Source organism: Hanamia caeni, from assembly GCF_003721595.1.
Taxonomy (GTDB): Bacteria; Bacteroidota; Bacteroidia; order Chitinophagales; family Chitinophagaceae; genus Ginsengibacter; species Ginsengibacter caeni.
The window spans coordinates 136,570-154,719 of the sequence record NZ_RJJR01000008.1; the positions used below are offsets into that span (position 1 = coordinate 136,570).

The following is an 18,150-nucleotide window of genomic DNA, read 5'->3' on the forward strand; positions in this document are numbered from 1 at the left end:
AAAAAATTTAGGAACTGCCAGTAAACGGGCAAATACGAGCATTTTTTATTTTGCTTTTTTTAGAAAAAAATTTTTGATATGATCATTTGGTATAAAGAGGAGACTTAATTTTACACAAAAGATTATAGCCGTAAAAATCGTCCGCAAAAGTGTCAAGTCAAAATCATATCGCATATCCACAATCAAAAACGCTAAAAGGTTTATTAACAGAAGTTCAAAGCATTAACCGGGTAGCCTTATCTGTAGATTGCGTTATTTTTGGTTTTGATGAAAACAAGCTAAAAGTATTGCTCATCCGATCCGACCTGAAAAAATACCAAAATAAATTTTCCCTTTTGGGCGACCTGGTAAAGCCAAATGAAGATTTGGAGGAAAGCGCCCTCCGGATTCTGAAACAGCGCACCGGTATAGACGATCTTTTCCTGGAGCAGGTACATACTTTTGGTGAGGTGAGCCGCCATCCTGCGGGACGTGTAGTAACAGTAGCGTATTGCTCTTTAGTAAATGTGCAGCACCACCGGTTGCAAATTCTGGATAACGATCTTCACTGGCATGAGGTAGCGTCAGCAAATGATTTATTATTTGATCACAAAAAGATACTTGATTGCTGCTATGCATGGCTGCAAAAACGTGTGCAGGAACATCCTTTGGCTTTTAATCTTCTCCCCAACAAATTTTCATTACGCGAACTTCAGAATCTTTACGAAGCCATTCTTAATAAAAAACTGGACCGCCGGAATTTCAGGAAAAAATTCTTTTCTATGAATTTTTTAATAGACCAGGGCGAACAGGAGCAAAATGTGCCACACAGGCCGGGAAGGCTTTATAAGTTCGATTATAAAAAGTATGAAAAGAATAAGAAAACCTGGTCTGGAATTGACTTTTAGGTTTTTTAGTTTTCAATTTTTCTGCATTCAGTTCAAAAAAAAACTTCCGCTGGTTGGGCGGAAGTTTTTTAAAAATTTCATTTCTGAAGGTTACCGGTTTTTCAAGGATGGTTACGGCTGGATTAAGGCCGGTTTTCATTGGGATAAATATTTTTCAAAAGGATAGTTCAAAAAAAAAAGAAGTTGACTGATATCGGATTTATTGGTTTTTCCTGGATTAAAGAAATTGATATTTTTCAATGGATTTGGATTGGCGATTAATGTTTGTTGAACATCAATCAACTTCTGAGAACAAAGATAGGCCGCACTACATCACTGCACAAGCGCAAAACGGACTAATTTTTTTGATACTGAATTTACTGCGCAAATCGTAATTGTACGAATGGCCGAAAAGTTTATTTACTTATTTCTTTCTTATTCTGACGTTCAATTAGAACCTGAGAGTGCAAAACTGCCACCAAATCCAGCCAATTCAAGGCTTCTCTTCTTCAGCTTTACAATTTCAAGAGATTCAATGATTGGATCAGCCGTCAAGACAAGGGAAACATTATTTTTTTTCCACCAGTCGTTTTCCTGCAGCTTTTTGAAATGTATAATACCCACCAAATAGTTGTTATGATCGTTTGAATGCCATTCTTCTATACTTTCAAAATCCTCTTTGTGCACATGGCTCCAGTCGGTAAAGGCTAAATATGCTTTTACATAAAAGTCGTTGGTAAGCTCATTTTGCTGATCTCTGAACAATTTTTTGTATTCATATTTATATCCGTAGCGCAACGCAGAAATATCGCTCAATACCGCAGATGCCGTCGGCAGGCTGCCTGCGCCTTTGCCATAAAAGAATTGTTTATCTGCAAAAGAGCTTTCAATCACCACGCCATTATATTCGTTTTTAACAAAAGCCAGTTGGTCGTCTTTTTTTACAAAATGGGGCAATACAAAAGCAGCCACGTTACCATTTTTTAATTTTTTAGCCGATGCCACCAGCTTTATTACGCAGTCCTTTGTATCAGCCTGTAGCGCATCGTCAGATGTGATATTCTGAATGCCGGTAAACACGAGGTTTGCCGGCTTAAGCAATAATCCATAAGAATGGCACAACAAGAAAGTCCACTTGTTTAAGGCATCGTATCCTTCTACATCCAGCGTAGGATTGCTTTCTGCAAAACCCAATTGTTGCGCCTGTATCAGGGCGTCTCTAAAAGAAAGCCTGTCCTCAAACATTTTGGTTAAAATATAATTCGTTGACCCATTCACGACGGCATTAATGGAATGCAACAAATCATTGTCATAATATTCTTCGAGGTTGCGGATAACCGGGATAGATGCGCAGCAGGCTGCTTCATAAAGAAATGAAACCTCATTGCTGCGGCTTAATTCAATTAAATCAGGAAGATGCTCGGCAATCATTTTTTTGCTGGCGCTTACTACCGATTTTCCGTTCTTAAAAGCAGTGGTTACAATGTCAAAGGCTGCATCAGCATCATCAATCATTTCTACGATTACATTGATTTCAGGATCATCTAATAAAAGGTTTTTGTTGGTGGTAAACAATTCCGGCGGAGCGTTTCTTTTTTTATCGGGATGCTTTATGCAAACTTTCTTAATGCGCGCATTTAATGTCGGCGTTAAATTGAGCACTTTATACAGGCCTTCGCCTACTACACCAAAACCAAATAATCCTAACACCAGCTTCTTATCTGTTTCCATTTTTGTCTTTTTTTCTTTAAAAAATAGTACTGTTTTCACTTAAGAAAGGATTGCATCTTCTGATGAACCTATGGCAAAAAAAAACCCACCCGACAGTTCAGGTGAGTTGATGTTTTTATTGGGAAACCAATGTACAAACTAAAACTTGAGCTGTCTTATCTCTCCCGCTCTTGCGATGGGGATGGAGTTAGCACCTTTTAATGCTATGCATTTCAGGTTGCCAAGGCGTCGCCGGGCCATTTCCCTCTGCCTTTCTTGATAAGTGAACCACAAAGAACTGGCGCAAAGTTGAGCGCCAAAGTTTAATTTGCCAAATATTTTTTGACAGTAATCTGATAAATAACAATCATTTTTATTTTGGAAAAAATTAAAATGACCGATGAATTTTCCAGGGTAACAGTACATCACAGGACGGTTTCATTACTTTTGAATCATATTTTGTGTTTTCAAATAAATTTGAATAGCAGACTCATTCCATCCGACGTAAATTAAAACGTATGAAATTAGAATACAATCCTCGGTATCCATCTATAGAAGATTTAAGAGCCAGGGCCAAAAAGAGAATTCCGGGTTTTGCGTTCGATTACCTGGATGGAGGCTGTAATGAAGAAATCAATTTACATAAAAACACTTCAGAAATCAGGGAAGTAGAACTTCTTCCTGAATATTTAAAAAATCATCCGGGGAGCGATATGAAAACGGAGCTTTTCGGTCATGTATATGATGCGCCTTTTGGCATTGCGCCGGTTGGCCTGCAGGGATTAATCTGGCCCAATTCTCCTGAAATACTGGCCCGGGCTGCCTTTAAACACAACATCCCTTTTGTGTTAAGCACGGTTAGCACCAGCACCATCGAGCGTATCAGCGAACTTACCGAAGGCCAGGCGTGGTTTCAGTTGTATCATCCTGCCGAAAATTCATTAAGAGACCAGATTATACAGCGCGCCGCAAATCATTGCCCGGTATTGGTAATACTCAGCGATGTGCCCACTTTTGGATACCGGAACAAAGAAATAAAAAACGGGCTTGCGATGCCTCCGCGAATGACGCTGCATAATATTCTTCAAATTATGAGCCGCCCGGGATGGGCGATAAAAACATTAGTGCACGGGCAGCCGTCATTTAAACTGATGAAGCCCTATATGCCCAGTGGAATGAACATGCACCATCTTGGTTTGTTTATGAACAAAACCTTTAATGGCCGTTTAAATGAAGATAAGATTTCAGCAATCCGCAATATGTGGAAGGGCAAACTGGTTTTAAAAGGAATCGTAAATGACGTGGATGTCGAGAAATGCATTCGCCTTGGTATGGATGGCATCATCGTTTCTAACCATGGAGGCCGCCAACTAGATGCCGGCGAATCCACCATTCATTCATTAAACAGAATCGTGAGCCAGTATAAAGGTAAAATTAAAATCATGATGGATAGTGGCATGCGTTCAGGGCCTGATATTGCACGTACCCTGGCGTCGGGTGCTGAATTTGCTTTTTTAGGCAGAAGCTTTATGTACGGAGCGGCTGCGCTTGGCAACGAAGGAGGTAATCACACGATAGTAATATTAAAACGCCAGTTGCAGCAAGTGATGGATCAGTTGTGTTGTGCTAATGTCACCGATTTTCCTGAATTTTTGGTAAAATGAAAAAGAATAAATTCAGAATTGCAGGCTTATAAAATTATAGTAAAGGGACAAATAAGCGCTATTTTTATTTACAAATCCTCTTCCCTTTCCAGCATCAGTATGGCGCTTTGCGGCACGATAAAATATTTATCACCTTCGTACATTACCTCGGTGGCCGCGCCCACTAAAAATATTGCCAGGTCGCCTTCTTTTGCCTGCAAAGGCAGGTATTTTATTTTTTCTTCTTCGGCTTTCCAGGGCTCATCTTCCACCGGCATCGGAATTGCATAGCCAGGCCCGGCCTTGATTATGTAGCCCTGCTGCACTTTTTCCTTTTCTTTTACACCGGGAGGCAAATAAAGACCACTCGCCGTTTTTTCGTCCGGCCTGGTGGGTTTTATTAAAAGCCTGTCTCCAATAATAATTAATTTCTTGAGCCTGTTGTCAGGAGTGATGCGCATAGTATTACTTTTTGCAAAAATAAGATTACGCTACCTGGTTTATCAAGGTTCCGACTGGATCAATAGTGATTTTTATTTCATCTGCAACCTTCAAGGTAAAATCGTTGCCCGGCGCTATTCTAACAGGACTGGTCGGATATATAATTTTAATTATGTTGTTTTTCGCGATAAAATGAAGATTATCTCGCTTTCTGTTCGTAATTTAGAACACTAATGATTTTAATCAATGATTATCAACTTGTTTTAAATTATAATTTTAAATAAGTTCAGAACAATCAAAAACGTTGGCCAGTACAAAATCAATTCGCCATGAACCTGCCTTTTGATAAAATCGTATAACATCTGGATAAGATTTACAAATCAAAATACCTTAATCCATCTATCTTTGTCACGGAATTCTCATTAACGTTATTGCTCTTAAAAGGGTTTCTTTCCGGAAAGTCTTTTAACCCCCGTTTTAACTATTGCAAAAATCAAAAAAACTACGTAGCATGAAAAATTGGTATCTGCCCTTCAAATGTATTAGGGAAACAAACAAACCATTTAAAAGGATTAAAGGAGGAGTCTGGCTTTTCCTTTTTTTATGCCTGGCCTTCCAGTTGCCCGCTTCGGCAAGAGAATTGGCTCCAGCCAAGACTTCAGATTTAAAAATTGTGATTACCGGAACCGTGATGAATGCTAAGGGCACTCCTTTAGCAGGGGTTACTATTCTTGTAAAAGGAACTAACAAAGGAACGAGTACGGATGAATCCGGAAATTTCTCGATCGATGCTGCAGCAAATAGCACACTGGAAGTTTCTTTTGTAGGCTATGCAAGCCAGGAAGTAAAGGTGAATAACCAAACCAACCTGAGCATTGTTTTGATACAATCTAATTCCGAGCTGAACGAAGTAGTGGTAATTGGATATGGTACTGCTAAGAGAAAAGATTTAACAGGTGCTGTAACAAGTATCTCCAGCGAAAGACTGGCAGATAAGCCAGTGGCTAATCTTGGACAAGCTTTGCAAAACAAGGTTGCCGGCGTGCAGGTTATCCAGAATGGGGCTGGTATTCCTGGCGGCCAACCCATGATTCGCATACGCGGAACTAACTCAATCAATTCCAATAACGATCCGTTGTTTGTGGTGGACGGAATCGTGGGCGTATCAAATCCGCTTTCAACATTAAATCCACAGGATATAGCATCATTGGATGTTTTGAAAGACGCCTCTGCCACCGCCATTTATGGAGCCCGTGGCGCAAATGGTGTTATCATTATTACCACCAAACGGGGAACCATTGGAAAGCCACAATTTGATTATAACGGATCTGTATCATTAGGAACTTTACAACGGCATCTTTATACGTTGACCGCGCCCGAGCTTATGTATGTTTATATGCAGGCTATGGCCAATGGCAATAAATACGGTAAGATAAATGCTGGTAAAGATTTCCGCCCATCCGGTTCGGGACAGTCATTTTCTGAAATGCCGTGGCTTTTTAAAAAGACCGGAGGAAAAGACAGCTACATAGTACCGCTGCAGGGGAAAGATGGAAATTATTACGAGCCGATTTATAAAACAGACTGGGAAAGCCTGATTTTCCGGAATTCCATTTCTACTGATCACACCGTGGATATACGAGGTGGTAACGAAACCGCGAAGTATTCTGTTTCTTTGGGCTACTCTGACCAAAATGGTTTAATGAGGGAATCCTATTTCAGGCGCTATACAGGAAGGCTAACAAGCGATATTAAAATTTTAGATTGGTTAAATATCAGCACTACCCTGGGTTTTGCTAAAAGCAAGGCTACTGACGATGGAAATATCACAAGGTCAACTGCCGAAGTATGGAGCATTTTGCCAGTGAAATATCCTAACGATCCGGCATTAGGATCCTATGCCGGCAGATGGGGAACCAATGGTGATTTCAATGTGGGTGAGCAATGGTACAATATTTTATATAGAAGAAATAAAGAATATGGAGACAGAAATGTTGGCCAGGCTACCGGTAGCCTTACAGCTACAGCTACTATCACTAAGGATTTGACTTTTAAAAGCGATTTCTCAATTGATTATAATCAATACAAAAACAACAATTATTATGGCCAGTTGTACGGCCATACAGGGGATGCAAGAATCACTAATGACAATACTTTTTACTGGCAGAACGAAAATTATTTCAATTATAACAAACAAATTGGATCAGATCATAACATAAGCGCTGTGTTAGGGCTTTCATGGTCTCAGTTTACCAACAACCACTCTTACATGAGGAATACGAACTTCCTTTCAGATTTTTACGGCTGGTCTAATATTGCCGCGGGTGCCGCTACAAGGCCTGAAGTTCAAAGCGGTGATGGTTTGAGTGCACTTAATTCTTATTTCGGAAGAATTAATTATAGTTATAAAGGTAAATATTTGCTCACTGTAACAGGACGCGAAGATGGTTCTTCCAAATTTGGTGCTAACAATAAATACGGTTTTTTCCCATCCGCAGGTATTGCCTGGAGAGTTTCTCAGGAGAATTTTATGCAGAATGTGAATTTTATTTCCAATCTTAAATTACGTGGAAGCTACGGGCGTACAGGTAACCAGGAAATCGGCAGCTATGTGACGCAGTCTTATATTTCTACCGCTAATGTGATCCTTAACGGCGCTTCTAATACCGGACTCTACCCCAGTTCTGTGGGCAATCCCGATTTGAAATGGGAGACGACAGAACAATATGACGCAGGCATTGAGTTTGGTTTATTAAATAACCGCATTAATGTTGATTTTGACTATTATCATAAGTTGACCAGCAATATGTTGCTCGACGTAAATCTTCCTTACTCAACATCAACAGGTACTGTTAAGCAGAACTACGGTAAGGTGCAAAACGAGGGTATTGAGTTTACGATAAACTCTGAAAACGTCTCCAACCACAATTTCCGTTGGAATACCACTTTAACCGCCACTAATAACGTAAATAAAGTGGTTCAGCTTGGACCAACAGGCGCGCCTATTTATTCAGAAACCGGTGCAGGAAATGGAACTTCAGCATTGATAATCGGCAAGCCAATCGGTTCATTTTTCGGCCTTACCAGATTAGGCGTCTACAGCACTGAAGAAACTTCCCTTGCTGCACGCTACGGGCTTCATCCAGGAGATTTGAAATACTTAGACCGTAATGATGATGGCAAAATTGATTTGCTTACAGATGGAAGTGTGATAGGAAATGCCTTCCCACATTGGATAATAGGCTTTAATAATACTTTTAATTATAAGAATTTTGATGCATCTCTTGACATCCAGATTGTAGAAGGAGTAACAAAAGCCTTCGTACACGAATCTGCTGAAGACAGGCAACTGGTATCAGGCGGTTTGAATAGCACGCTTGATGCCTGGCGCCCGGATCATCAAAACACGCAGGTAGCGCAAATGCGGCCAGGAAACGGAGGCGCTTATTACCAATCTTATCCTGATACACATGAAATGTATGATGCTTCTTTTATCAGAGGTTCTAACGCAACTATCGGTTATTCATTTTCAAATAATGTGATACAAAGGCTCGGATTTTCAAGATTTAGAGTTTACTTAAACGCTCAAAATTTCTTCCTGCGTACTAAAGCCGCAGGTTACGATCCGGAAGGAAGTTCACTGGATAAGCAATTTGCATTAGTTCCTAATACAGATAAATACCAATACCCGGTTCCTTCTGTATATTCTTTCGGCGTGAATGTAAGCTTCTAACATTGAAAATTAATAACACAAAAAATTATGAAAAATATAATCAAGAATAAAAGTAAACTAATAAAACAAGGCCTTCTGTTTGTGGCGGTCTTGTTCGGGGTAAACAGCTGTCAAAAATTCCTGAAAGAAACCCCCACAGGCAGAATTACCAGTGATTACAACTTTACGTCGGCCTCAGAAGGAACTGCATTGGTAACCGGCACTTATAGGTCTCTCGCTAACTATACAGGAGGCGCAGGCGACTGGGGAAATTACTTACCGGCTACTATCGAATACCCGACAGGTGGCGCTTATACTTCAGATGCGCACGTTCAATTCTGGAAATTTCAAACCAACCAAACTGCCGGCGGTATGCTTTCCAATTATGACAATTTTTGGAACAACAATTACCAGGGAGTAAGGGATTGCAACCTTGCCATCTCAAAAATCAATGGTATCACCGACTGGTCTGACGCACAGAAATCGGCTGCAATGGGCGAGGTTCGAACCCTTAGGGCATTCTATTATTTTTTACTGGTAAGATACTACGGCGATCTTATTATGGACACATCTGTATTAAAAAGTGTTAGTGAAGCACAGCAACCACGTACATCATTAAAAATTATTTATGATCAGATTATTATTCCTGATCTTGAGTATTCGGTTAATCAAAGCACATTGCCAGATGCACCATCAGGAGGTGGAAAAATTACAAAATATGTTTCCCGGGCAATACTGGCAGATGTATATCTCACCTGCGCGGGCTACCCGTACCAGGAAGTAGCTACAGCCCCGGATAAGGATTGGTGCACTACCGGCGCTTTTAGTGCAACCGCCTACCCGGTAAATTCACCAAGTGCAAAAGACTTTTTACAAAAAGCGCAGACTCAACTAAATGCGCTATATGGCCAGTATAAACTGGGTACTTATCATGATCTTCACGACCCGGCTATGAATAATAAAGGTGAAGCCATATTCCAGGCTCAATACCTGGGTGGCGTTTCCGATATGTCAGGCTTGGTTGCCGCTGCACTTCCGGGCCTCAGCCATGTATCAAGATTTGGAGATGAGTACGGAACTTTCATACCAAGTATAGGATATATTAACTCATATAGCCCGGCTGATTTGCGTATGAAAGATCGCCAGATGTTTTATTATTCAGATAATTTATCTACAAAATATGATCCGAACCAAGGCCCGGCAGACAGATTCTCTCAACCCTATCTCTACAAATATTATGATTCAATAGCTATAAAAGTGACAGGCCAGGCAAATTTAAACTGGACATTTTACAGGTATGCTGATATTTTATTAATGCTTACCGAGGTAAACTGGACGCTAAGGCAGTTAGGAGTTTCTGTTTCAGACAATGATATCACAAAGGGCATCAATGAAGTGCGCAGGCGGGCGCAACTGCCTGAATATCGCGCTTCAGATGTAAACCTCTTTACGATAATGAGTGAAAGAGCCTATGAACTGGTATTTGAAAACAAAATGCTTTGGGATCAGCGCCGTACCCGGATGTGCCTCATTGATGGCTCCGGATCATTTGCAGGTATTGAGCCTTTCCTCGGCCATCAGCCTACAGGTTTCAGCTTTGCTTTTTCCAGCATGAATTTATTATGCCCGATTTCTCAAAGAGAAATTGCAACCAACTCAAAGTGTTTGCAGAATTATAGCTTTCTTCCTAAACAAAACGGGCAATAAATATAATTTCAATTGTTAACTTCTTATATACTCAAAATGAAAAATAAAAAATCACTAATATTTATTTGTTCACTGGCGCTGATGGTCAGTTGTTCAAAACAACCTTACTGGGATATACCCACCGATTCAAACGGCAATGCAATAATTACTGATATTTCTACAGCCACCTCTGATGGAATCAGCACGCTGGATGATCAATTTACCGTAAACACAAAACTGCCGAATGCAAAAGCAGGCGATGTAATGAAAGTGGAATTGCTCAAACAGCAAATTCCCAAAACCGGAGGTACTTCAACACAGCTTCTGCCGCTGGAAGGCACCCAACAGACAGTAAATGTTGGAAGTGACTTAACAGCATCAATAACCTATACAAGAGCGCAGGCTCAATTGATTGAGCCCGGAGACAATGTGTATGTTAGTTTTGCAGGAAAAACAGAATCTGCTTCTATCGTAATCCAACTCACCCAGGCCACAACTGTGTCTGTTCCAAAAGTAAACGGTACTGCTGTTAACGTTATCCGTGGCGCGGGCACTGCCTGGTTTGATCTTAGCGTGCAACCAAAATCCGGTGCTTACACTGGCACGATAGAAGTTAAGAAAAAGAATGGCAGTAATGAGCCATGGGTAAGTGTTGGAAATTTTATGACAGGCGATAAGGTGCCAATTTCCGGTGACGATTTTGCTGCAGGTAAGGATACTATGTATTATTCATTTGTTTCAACAAAGGGAACTTATAAGGATACCGTAAATATGACTATCCTTGATAACGATCCATACTTTTTTCTAAAGAAAACAGGAACCCTGTCGTTGGGTGGCTCCTCAGCAGGTTTAAATCTTTTGACCAATTCTGCAGTGCCTGCCGGCGATGCCAGCGCAATGATTGCTATTGATGGAGGCTCGCTCACTCTGCATGGCGGATCCGGCTGGGCAACCGGTGGAAAAAATATTTCGTTTGTAAGCTCATCACAAAATTTGTATAACGAAAATAATCCGGCCTCCGCAATGGCTGCTTTTATGGCCGGAAGCCCCACTGCAACAGCTGATCCAGCGCTGGGAGAAGGTGTTTATATATTTAAAATCACCAACGGACCGAACCCTTCAGACGTTTATTATGGCACATTGAAAGTGACAAGCATTGTACCGGGCGCGTCGGTAGCTTATGAATATAGAATTGGCAATACTTACAACCAGCTTTCAGTAATTAAATAATTATTGCAGAAAAGAAGAAAATAAAAATACCGGTAATTTGTTTGTTTACTATCCCGAAAATGAATAGTGCACAAACATGAAATAGTAAGGTTGGCTGATGCGATTGCATTTTTAAAAACTTAAACGGGAAAAGAAAAATTAGCAGGCTTAAAAAAACTATAATATTTTAACGCCTGCTAATTCTTTTTTTATTCAATAGAAGTAAGATTTGAGATAAGATAGTATAGTAATTGGATGATATTCAACATTAAATTGAATAAAAGATCCAATAGGTTTGTGCAAGGAATTACTCTTGAATGTATTGCGGCTAAACCACACAATTCCTGATTTTGACTTGTATTAATCCTGAAACATATTAGTCCTCAGACTTTTCATTTTTAAACTTATTTTACGAAATGGGTGATTTTCAAATTAAAAAATCGGCTGAAAAATATGACGTCATCATTGTCGGCTCAGGCGCCGGTGGCGGCATGGCGGGATACGTTTTGGCCAATGCCGGTGTAAAAGTACTAATGCTCGAAGCGGGGCCTTTTTTTGATCCCGCCAAAGATTCCAAGCAACTTTTGTGGCCCTGGCAATCGCCACGCCGCGGCGCAAGCACTACGCGCGCCTTTGGAGATTTTGATGCCGCCTATGGCGGATGGCAAATAGATGGCGAGCCCTACACTCTAAAAGACGACACAGAATTCACGTGGTTCCGGGCGCACATGCTGGGCGGACGCACCAATCACTGGGGCAGAATCTCACTTCGCATGGGGCCGCATGATTTTAAAGGAAAATCATTTGACGGCGCCACAGACGACTGGCCCATCACCTATGATGAGGTGAAACCTTATTATGATAAAGTAGACCGCCTGATTGGCGTATACGGAACCGCCGAAGGTTTGGAAAATGACCCGGACGGAATTTTTCTTCCTCCTCCTAAACCGCGCCTCAATGAAATGTTCATCATGGAAGGCGCAAAAAAAGCCGGTGTAAAAGTAATTCCAGGCCGCGGCTCTGTTCTTACCAAACCGCTTCCCGGAAATACCAACAGAGGCTCCTGCTTTTTTTGCGGGCAATGCGGAAGAAGCTGTAAAGCTTATGCGGATTTTTCTTCATCCTCATGCCTTGTAATTCCGGCCATTAAAACCGGAAACCTTAAGGTAATCCCTAATGCAATGGCGCGGGAAGTAATAGTGGGAAAAGATGGATTAGCCAAAGGAGTTTCTTATGTAAATAAAGAAGACCAGATGGAATACCAGGTAGAAGGCGGCATTGTAATACTGGCAGCCAGCGCCTGCGGCTCTGCAAGGATATTACTAAATTCAAAATCAGCTACGCATCCGAATGGGCTGGCAAACAGCAGCGGTATCGTAGGCAAATACCTGCATGATTCCACCGGCGGCGGCATGTCCGGCTTCCTGCCACAATTAATGGACAGAAAAAGATACAATGAAGACGGCGTGGGAAGCGCTCAAATACTTGGTCCCTGGGTTTTGGATAATAAAAAATTGGATTTCCCGCGGGGATACCACATAGAATTTGGCGGTGGGATGCGTATGCCATCGTATGGTTTCGGCGGCGGCGTGCCACGCATCAACGGAATGATTCCAGGGCGGGATGGGAAAATGAAAGAAGGTGGCGGATTTGGCAAATCTCTTAAAGATGATTATCGCAGGTTCTTTGGGGCTAATGTAGGGATGGCAGGCCGCGGAATGGCAATTGCCCGCGAAACTAATTATTGCGAAATTGACCCTAAAGTAGTAGATAAATATGGAATACCGGTATTGCGCTTTAATTACAAATGGACCGATGCCGAAATTAAGCAAGCCAAACACATGCAGGAAACGTTTGAGTCCATAATGCATGCGATGGGCGCCATCGTTACTTCCAGAGCAAAAGGGAAAGAAGATAATTATGGACTTCATACCCCAGGCGATATTATTCATGAGGTAGGTACTGCCAGGATGGGAGACAACCCTAAAACTTCTGCGTTGAACAAATGGTGCCAGGCACATGACTGTAAAAACCTGTTTGTAACTGATGGAGCGCCATTTGTACAGCAGGGCGACAAAAATCCGACATGGACGATTCTTGCACTTTCAATGCGAACCGCAGAATATATTCTTGACCAAAAACAGAAAAAAAATATTTGATAATGAACAGGAGACAATCATTAAAGGCAATTGGCTTATCCACCGTTAGTGCCGGAGTTTTGCTTGAAGCCTGCAAAACAGGAAATGACAAAGCTGCCGCTGCTGTGCCATCAAAAGAAGAATATGGCGATGCCGACCTTACGGGATTAGAGGATTTTGAAAAAGAAAGGTTGAAAGAATTGCACAAACGTCCTTCATTTTTTAATGACCATGAACGGCAAACTTTAATTGTGCTGGGCGATTTAATCATTCCTAAAGATGGAGTTTCCGGAAGCGCTTCGGATGCCAAGGTTATTGATTTTATTGATTTTATTGTAAAAGATATTCCAGCTCACCAGGTGCCTTTAAGGGGCGGCCTAAAATGGCTTGACCTGCAATGTCTCAACCGGTATGGGCATTCTTTTGCAGGAAGCAACGAGAATCAGCAATTGGAAATTTTAGAAGAAATTGCCTATCCCGCAAAAGTAAAGCCCGAAATGCAGCAAGGCGCGGTTTTTTTTGATAGGCTGCGCGACCTCGTGGCAACCGGCTTTTATACAAGCCAGATTGGTATTAAAGACCTTGGCTATGTAGGAAATGTTCCCGGCAAATGGGATGGCGTCCCTGCTGATGTATTGGCACAGTATAATCTCAGCCCGGTGAGTTACGGCGCATAAATGAAATGGTATCTCATTTTTTGATAATCAACTAATTAAAAATTCTATTATGAAAAAGATTAGAAAGAACCACAAATTGTCTGAAAATTCAAGGAGAAATTTTATTAAAACCACAGCGCTTGCTTCGGCTGGCTTTATGATTTTGCCCAGGCATGTACTAGGCGGAAAAGGATTTGTAGCGCCCAGCGATAAATTGAATATTGCAGCCATTGGCGCCGGCGGAAAGGGCCAGAGCGACCTGGAGAATTTCTCTAAAAGCCCAAATGTTAATATTGTAGCCTTGTGCGATGTAGATGACAGGCGATGTGAAAAATCAAGAAAGACGTACTCAAAAGCCAAATATTATAAAGACTTTAGAAAAATGCTGGAAACAGAAGGCAAAAATATTGATGCCTGCAATATTTCCACACCCGATAATGTGCATGCCGTAGCCACCATAGCTGCCATGCAACTCGGCAAGCATGTGTATACACAAAAACCTTTGGCACATGATATCTATGAATGCCGCAAGCTGGCAGAAGCGGCAAAAAGATATAAAGTCATTACGCAAATGGGAAACCAGGGTGGTTCCGGGGATGGCGTAAGAAAAGGAAAAGAAATTCATGATGCAGGAATGATAGGGGATGTTCATACCGTACACGCATGGACTAACCGGCCTGTATGGCCCCAGGGGCTTCCCACTCCTACCGGCAATTATCCCGTTCCGGAAGGTGTTGATTGGGACCTTTGGCTTGGCCCCAGTCCTGTGCAGGTAGCCTATAATCCTGCGTATATGCCGTGGAACTGGAGGGGATGGAATGCATTTGGAACAGGTGCCCTGGGCGATATGGCCTGCCACATGATGGACCCCGCTTTCCGCATTTTACCAATTGATTTCCCTACTGAAATAGAATGCAGCGTTCCTACAAGCTGGGGCACGGATGGCAAAGAAATGAAATCTCCTGATGGATATCCTGCCGCTTCTATCATCCATTTAAAATATCCCAGAAAAGACGGAAAGGGCGACATTCAATTATCATGGCACGATGGAGGCTTATTACCGCTGGTTCCTGATGAACTATTGCCGGGCGAGCCATTTGGCAACAGCGATGGCGGCATCCTTTTTATTGGTACAAAAGGCAAATTGCTTTTCGATTGTTACGGTGAAAAGCCAAGATTACTGCCTACAAAGCTGATGCAGGAAGAAACAATGCCTAAAGAAACAATTGCCAGGGTTCCGGAAGGCCATTATCTGCAATGGGTTAACGCCTGCATGGCGGGCTATGGCAATGCCACTACAAGCTCCAATTTCGAATATGCCGGCCCGTTTGCCGAGAGCGTGCTCATTGGAAACCTAGCTATCAGAAGCTGGAACATCGAAACCAAAAACGCCAGAAACCGATCCGTATATCCCGGCAGAAAAAAATTATTGTGGGATGCCCAAGCCATGAAGATTACCAATTTTGATGATGCCAATCAATTTGTAAAAAGAGAATACAGGCAGGGATGGTCATTAGGTGTGTAATAAAAACTATTTTTAATATCCAATAAAATTATAATGAAAAAAAACCTCTTGTTTATCGCACCGGCTTTGCTGATTATAATGGCCTGTTCCAATACAGGAAAACTCAGCAGTAAAAAAGGATGGGTAAGCTTATTTGATGGTAAAACCCTCAACGGCTGGAAAGCCAGTGAAAAGCCAGGTACATTTTCTATAGAAGATGGCGCTATCAAAGTAGCGGGCCCGCGCTCGCATTTGTATTACGAAGGGCCTGTAATGAACCATGAATTCAAAAATTTTGAATTTAAAGCCCGGGTAATGACCAGGCCGGGTTCCAATTCCGGAATATACTTTCACACTGCCTACCAGGAAAAGGGATTTCCTGATAAAGGATTTGAAGTGCAGGTGAACAATTCACATACTGACTGGAAAAGAACCGCCGGCTTGTATGATATCAAGGATACAAGGGAAGTATATGTGAAGGACAATGTTTGGTTTACCGAATATATTAAAGTAGAAGGAAAGCATGTGATCACTAAAATAAACGATATAGTGGTTACCGATTGGACACAGCCGGACGGTTTTGTTCCTCCAAAAGGCCATCCTGAAAGAATAATATCCAGCGGCACCTTCGCCTTACAGGGGCATGATCCAAAAAGTGTAGTTTTCTTTAAAGACATCGTGGTAAAGCCGCTACCTGATAACTAAAACCGCGTAGCTTCATAGCAGGTAAACAAATATTTGATTTTTTTATTTTCATAATTTCGATTGGCATTGTCATTAATCGAAACCATATCTCATTAAAATAAGTTTAAACGAATTACTTAAAAATTTTTAAAATAAACCCGATTGATGAATCCGATTGTCCAGATTTCCCTTGACCTTACCAATATTGAAGAAGCCCTGGAAACTGCCGCCATGGCTATGCGTGCAGGCGTTGATTGGCTTGAGGCCGGAACTCCGCTCATTCTTGCCGAAGGTCTTCACGGTGTCAAGAAATTACGTGAAAATTTTCCGGGCATTCCAATAGTGGCCGACCTTAAAACCATGGATGGCGGCTATCTTGAAGCAGAAATGATGGCGAAAGCCGGCGCTACCCATGTAGTAGTAATGGCACGGGCTCATGAAGAAACTATTAAATGTGTTGTAAAAGCAGGGAAAGATTTTGGAGTAAAAGTAATGGGCGATAACCTTGGAAGTGATGATATGGTGGCCGCGGCAAAATGGCTGGAAGATTTAGGTTGTGATTTTGTAATCCACCATATTGGTTATGACGAACGCAGGGGAATCGCAGCCCGCGGCGATCGTATGCCAAGCCCTTTGGATCAGCTTAGGGAAGTAGTAAATGCAGTAAAAGTTCCCGTGCAAGCTGTGGGGGGCCTCACACTGGAACAGGCAATCCAATGCCCCGAATATGGCGCTCCTCTGGTAGTTTTAGGCGCACCGCTTACTATTGATAGCGATAGTTTTAAAACGGCCGGTGGAGATTTGGAAAGCTCCTTGCGCCTTATCTGCGATAAAATCCATTCATTCAAAAATTAAAAAAGAAATATTCAAATAATGAAATCAGCCGGCGTTGTAAATTTTGCTCCCGAAAAAGGTTCTGTTGAAATCAGGGAAGTTGAAAAGCCTGAAATTGGAGAAGAAGATGTGCTGCTCGAAGTGGCTAATGTGGGCGTATGTGGCAGCGATCTTCATCAATGGACAGCAGACCATAGCTGGCCAGTAAATTACCCCGTCGTGTTGGGACATGAATTTGGAGGTCACATTGTTGAAACGGGCGCAAAGGTTACAAAATGGAAGGAAGGCGACCGGGTTGTTAGCGAAACTGCAGCCGTAATTGATATAAATAATCCCATGTCGAGGGCCGGGTTATACAATCTTGACCCGACAAGAAAAGGCTTTGGCTATGGCGTAAATGGCGCCATGACCCGTTATGTGCGTGTGCCTGCCCGATGCCTACATGCGGTGCCCGACCAGCTTCCGTTTGAGCAGGCTTGCCTTACCGAACCCTGTTGCGTGGCCTACAGCGCGGTGGTTGCCAATACCAGAATTACGCCCGGAGACAGAGTTATTGTTCTCGGGCCAGGTACCATAGGAATTTTATGTGCCGCCATGGCAAGGCTTTGCGGGGCAGAAGTGGCAGTAGTGGGGCTGGAACCTGACCGGCACCGATTGTCCATTGCTGAACAATATGGTTGCGAAAGCATTATTGGAGATGCGACAGCCTGGGCTAAAGAGCGCGATGGCCTTGGCGCTGATTGTATTATTGATGCCGCGGGCGCTAGTATAACGTTGAAAATTGCGCTACAATTGGTCAGGCCAAATGGCAAAATTACAAAGGTCGGATGGGGACCTCAACCTATGGGGTTCTCGTTAGACCCTCTGGTTCAAAAAAATATAACCCTCCAGGGAAGTTTCAGCCATAACTGGCCAATGTGGGAACGCGTTATCGCATTACTTTCAAGTGGACAACTAAACGTAAAACCTATTATTGGCGGGGTTTGGCCCATTTCGGAATGGCATACCGCATTTGAAAAAATGCACAAAGGCGAAGTGGTAAAGAGCGTGCTTAAACCGGTTTAAAG

General features: G+C 42.2%; 13 protein-coding genes and 1 riboswitch. Of the genes, 11 read left to right on the top strand and 2 right to left on the bottom strand.

What is annotated here, in order from left to right; genetic code table 11:
- The first annotated feature begins 149 nt into the window (after window positions 1-149).
- On the top strand, window positions 150-887 hold the full coding sequence (locus EFY79_RS10995; RefSeq protein ID WP_233577983.1) for an NUDIX hydrolase: 738 nt from the start codon (window positions 150-152) through the stop codon (window positions 885-887).
- A 426-nt stretch (window positions 888-1,313) separates the two neighbouring features.
- Here the strand turns inward: EFY79_RS10995 and EFY79_RS11000 are convergent, their stop codons facing one another.
- Complete coding sequence (locus EFY79_RS11000) at window positions 1,314-2,597, bottom strand: homoserine dehydrogenase (protein WP_123120883.1); 1,284 nt, start codon at window positions 2,595-2,597, stop codon at window positions 1,314-1,316.
- A 152-nt stretch (window positions 2,598-2,749) separates the two neighbouring features.
- A riboswitch (SAM riboswitch) is annotated at window positions 2,750-2,862 on the bottom strand.
- A gap of 232 nt (window positions 2,863-3,094) precedes the next feature.
- Between EFY79_RS11000 and EFY79_RS11005 the strand changes: the two genes are divergently transcribed.
- Entirely contained in the window at window positions 3,095-4,240 is a 1,146-nt protein-coding gene (locus EFY79_RS11005) for an alpha-hydroxy acid oxidase (RefSeq protein WP_123120755.1), read from the top strand.
- Window positions 4,241-4,308: 68 nt separating this feature from the next.
- Here EFY79_RS11005 and EFY79_RS11010 read toward each other — a convergent pair whose 3' ends face one another.
- Window positions 4,309-4,680, bottom strand: a complete 372-nt coding sequence (locus EFY79_RS11010; protein ID WP_123120756.1) for a co-chaperone GroES — start codon at window positions 4,678-4,680, stop codon at window positions 4,309-4,311.
- Between the two features lie 491 nt (window positions 4,681-5,171).
- Between EFY79_RS11010 and EFY79_RS11015 the strand changes: the two genes are divergently transcribed.
- From EFY79_RS11015 to EFY79_RS11060, 9 genes are all read left to right on the top strand, one after another.
- Window positions 5,172-8,393 (top strand): SusC/RagA family TonB-linked outer membrane protein, encoded by a 3,222-nt coding sequence (locus tag EFY79_RS11015; RefSeq protein WP_123120757.1) that lies wholly within the window; start codon window positions 5,172-5,174, stop codon window positions 8,391-8,393.
- A gap of 27 nt (window positions 8,394-8,420) precedes the next feature.
- Complete coding sequence (locus EFY79_RS11020) at window positions 8,421-10,079, top strand: RagB/SusD family nutrient uptake outer membrane protein (RefSeq protein WP_123120758.1); 1,659 nt, start codon at window positions 8,421-8,423, stop codon at window positions 10,077-10,079.
- Window positions 10,080-10,115: 36 nt separating this feature from the next.
- Window positions 10,116-11,288 carry a hypothetical protein gene (locus EFY79_RS11025; RefSeq protein WP_123120759.1) on the top strand — a complete coding sequence of 391 codons (1,173 nt, stop codon included), beginning with the start codon at window positions 10,116-10,118 and terminating at the stop codon, window positions 11,286-11,288.
- 395 nt (window positions 11,289-11,683) lie between these two features.
- Entirely contained in the window at window positions 11,684-13,426 is a 1,743-nt protein-coding gene (locus EFY79_RS11030) for a GMC family oxidoreductase (protein ID WP_123120760.1), read from the top strand.
- A 2-nt stretch (window positions 13,427-13,428) separates the two neighbouring features.
- Complete coding sequence (locus EFY79_RS11035) at window positions 13,429-14,082, top strand: gluconate 2-dehydrogenase subunit 3 family protein (protein ID WP_123120761.1); 654 nt, start codon at window positions 13,429-13,431, stop codon at window positions 14,080-14,082.
- Window positions 14,083-14,131: 49 nt separating this feature from the next.
- A complete protein-coding gene (locus tag EFY79_RS11040; protein ID WP_123120762.1) occupies window positions 14,132-15,586 on the top strand; it encodes a Gfo/Idh/MocA family protein in 1,455 nt (484 codons plus the stop codon).
- Window positions 15,587-15,619: 33 nt separating this feature from the next.
- Window positions 15,620-16,270: a 3-keto-disaccharide hydrolase gene (locus EFY79_RS11045; RefSeq protein WP_123120763.1), complete on the top strand. Its 651-nt coding sequence runs from the start codon at window positions 15,620-15,622 to the stop codon at window positions 16,268-16,270.
- 144 nt (window positions 16,271-16,414) lie between these two features.
- On the top strand, window positions 16,415-17,104 hold the full coding sequence (locus tag EFY79_RS11050) for an orotidine 5'-phosphate decarboxylase / HUMPS family protein (RefSeq protein WP_123120764.1): 690 nt from the start codon (window positions 16,415-16,417) through the stop codon (window positions 17,102-17,104).
- An 18-nt stretch (window positions 17,105-17,122) separates the two neighbouring features.
- Window positions 17,123-18,148 (top strand): zinc-binding dehydrogenase, encoded by a 1,026-nt coding sequence (locus EFY79_RS11060; RefSeq protein ID WP_123120765.1) that lies wholly within the window; start codon window positions 17,123-17,125, stop codon window positions 18,146-18,148.
- Window positions 18,149-18,150: the final 2 nt, after the last annotated feature.

Excerpts from the sequence above, each read along its gene's own strand:
- EFY79_RS11020 (WP_123120758.1), top strand. The coding sequence starts at position 8,421 with ATGAAAAATATAATCAAGAATAAAAGTAAACTAATAAAACAAGGCCTT.
- EFY79_RS11015 (WP_123120757.1), top strand. The coding sequence starts at position 5,172 with ATGAAAAATTGGTATCTGCCCTTCAAATGTATTAGGGAAACAAACAAA.
- EFY79_RS11025 (WP_123120759.1), top strand. The coding sequence starts at position 10,116 with ATGAAAAATAAAAAATCACTAATATTTATTTGTTCACTGGCGCTGATG.
- EFY79_RS11045 (WP_123120763.1), top strand. The coding sequence starts at position 15,620 with ATGAAAAAAAACCTCTTGTTTATCGCACCGGCTTTGCTGATTATAATG.
- EFY79_RS11040 (WP_123120762.1), top strand. The coding sequence starts at position 14,132 with ATGAAAAAGATTAGAAAGAACCACAAATTGTCTGAAAATTCAAGGAGA.
- EFY79_RS11050 (WP_123120764.1), top strand. The coding sequence starts at position 16,415 with ATGAATCCGATTGTCCAGATTTCCCTTGACCTTACCAATATTGAAGAA.
- EFY79_RS11060 (WP_123120765.1), top strand. The coding sequence starts at position 17,123 with ATGAAATCAGCCGGCGTTGTAAATTTTGCTCCCGAAAAAGGTTCTGTT.
- EFY79_RS11035 (WP_123120761.1), top strand. The coding sequence starts at position 13,429 with ATGAACAGGAGACAATCATTAAAGGCAATTGGCTTATCCACCGTTAGT.
- EFY79_RS11000 (WP_123120883.1), bottom strand. The coding sequence starts at position 2,597 with ATGGAAACAGATAAGAAGCTGGTGTTAGGATTATTTGGTTTTGGTGTA.
- EFY79_RS11010 (WP_123120756.1), bottom strand. The coding sequence starts at position 4,680 with ATGCGCATCACTCCTGACAACAGGCTCAAGAAATTAATTATTATTGGA.
- EFY79_RS11030 (WP_123120760.1), top strand. The coding sequence starts at position 11,684 with ATGGGTGATTTTCAAATTAAAAAATCGGCTGAAAAATATGACGTCATC.
- EFY79_RS11005 (WP_123120755.1), top strand. The coding sequence starts at position 3,095 with ATGAAATTAGAATACAATCCTCGGTATCCATCTATAGAAGATTTAAGA.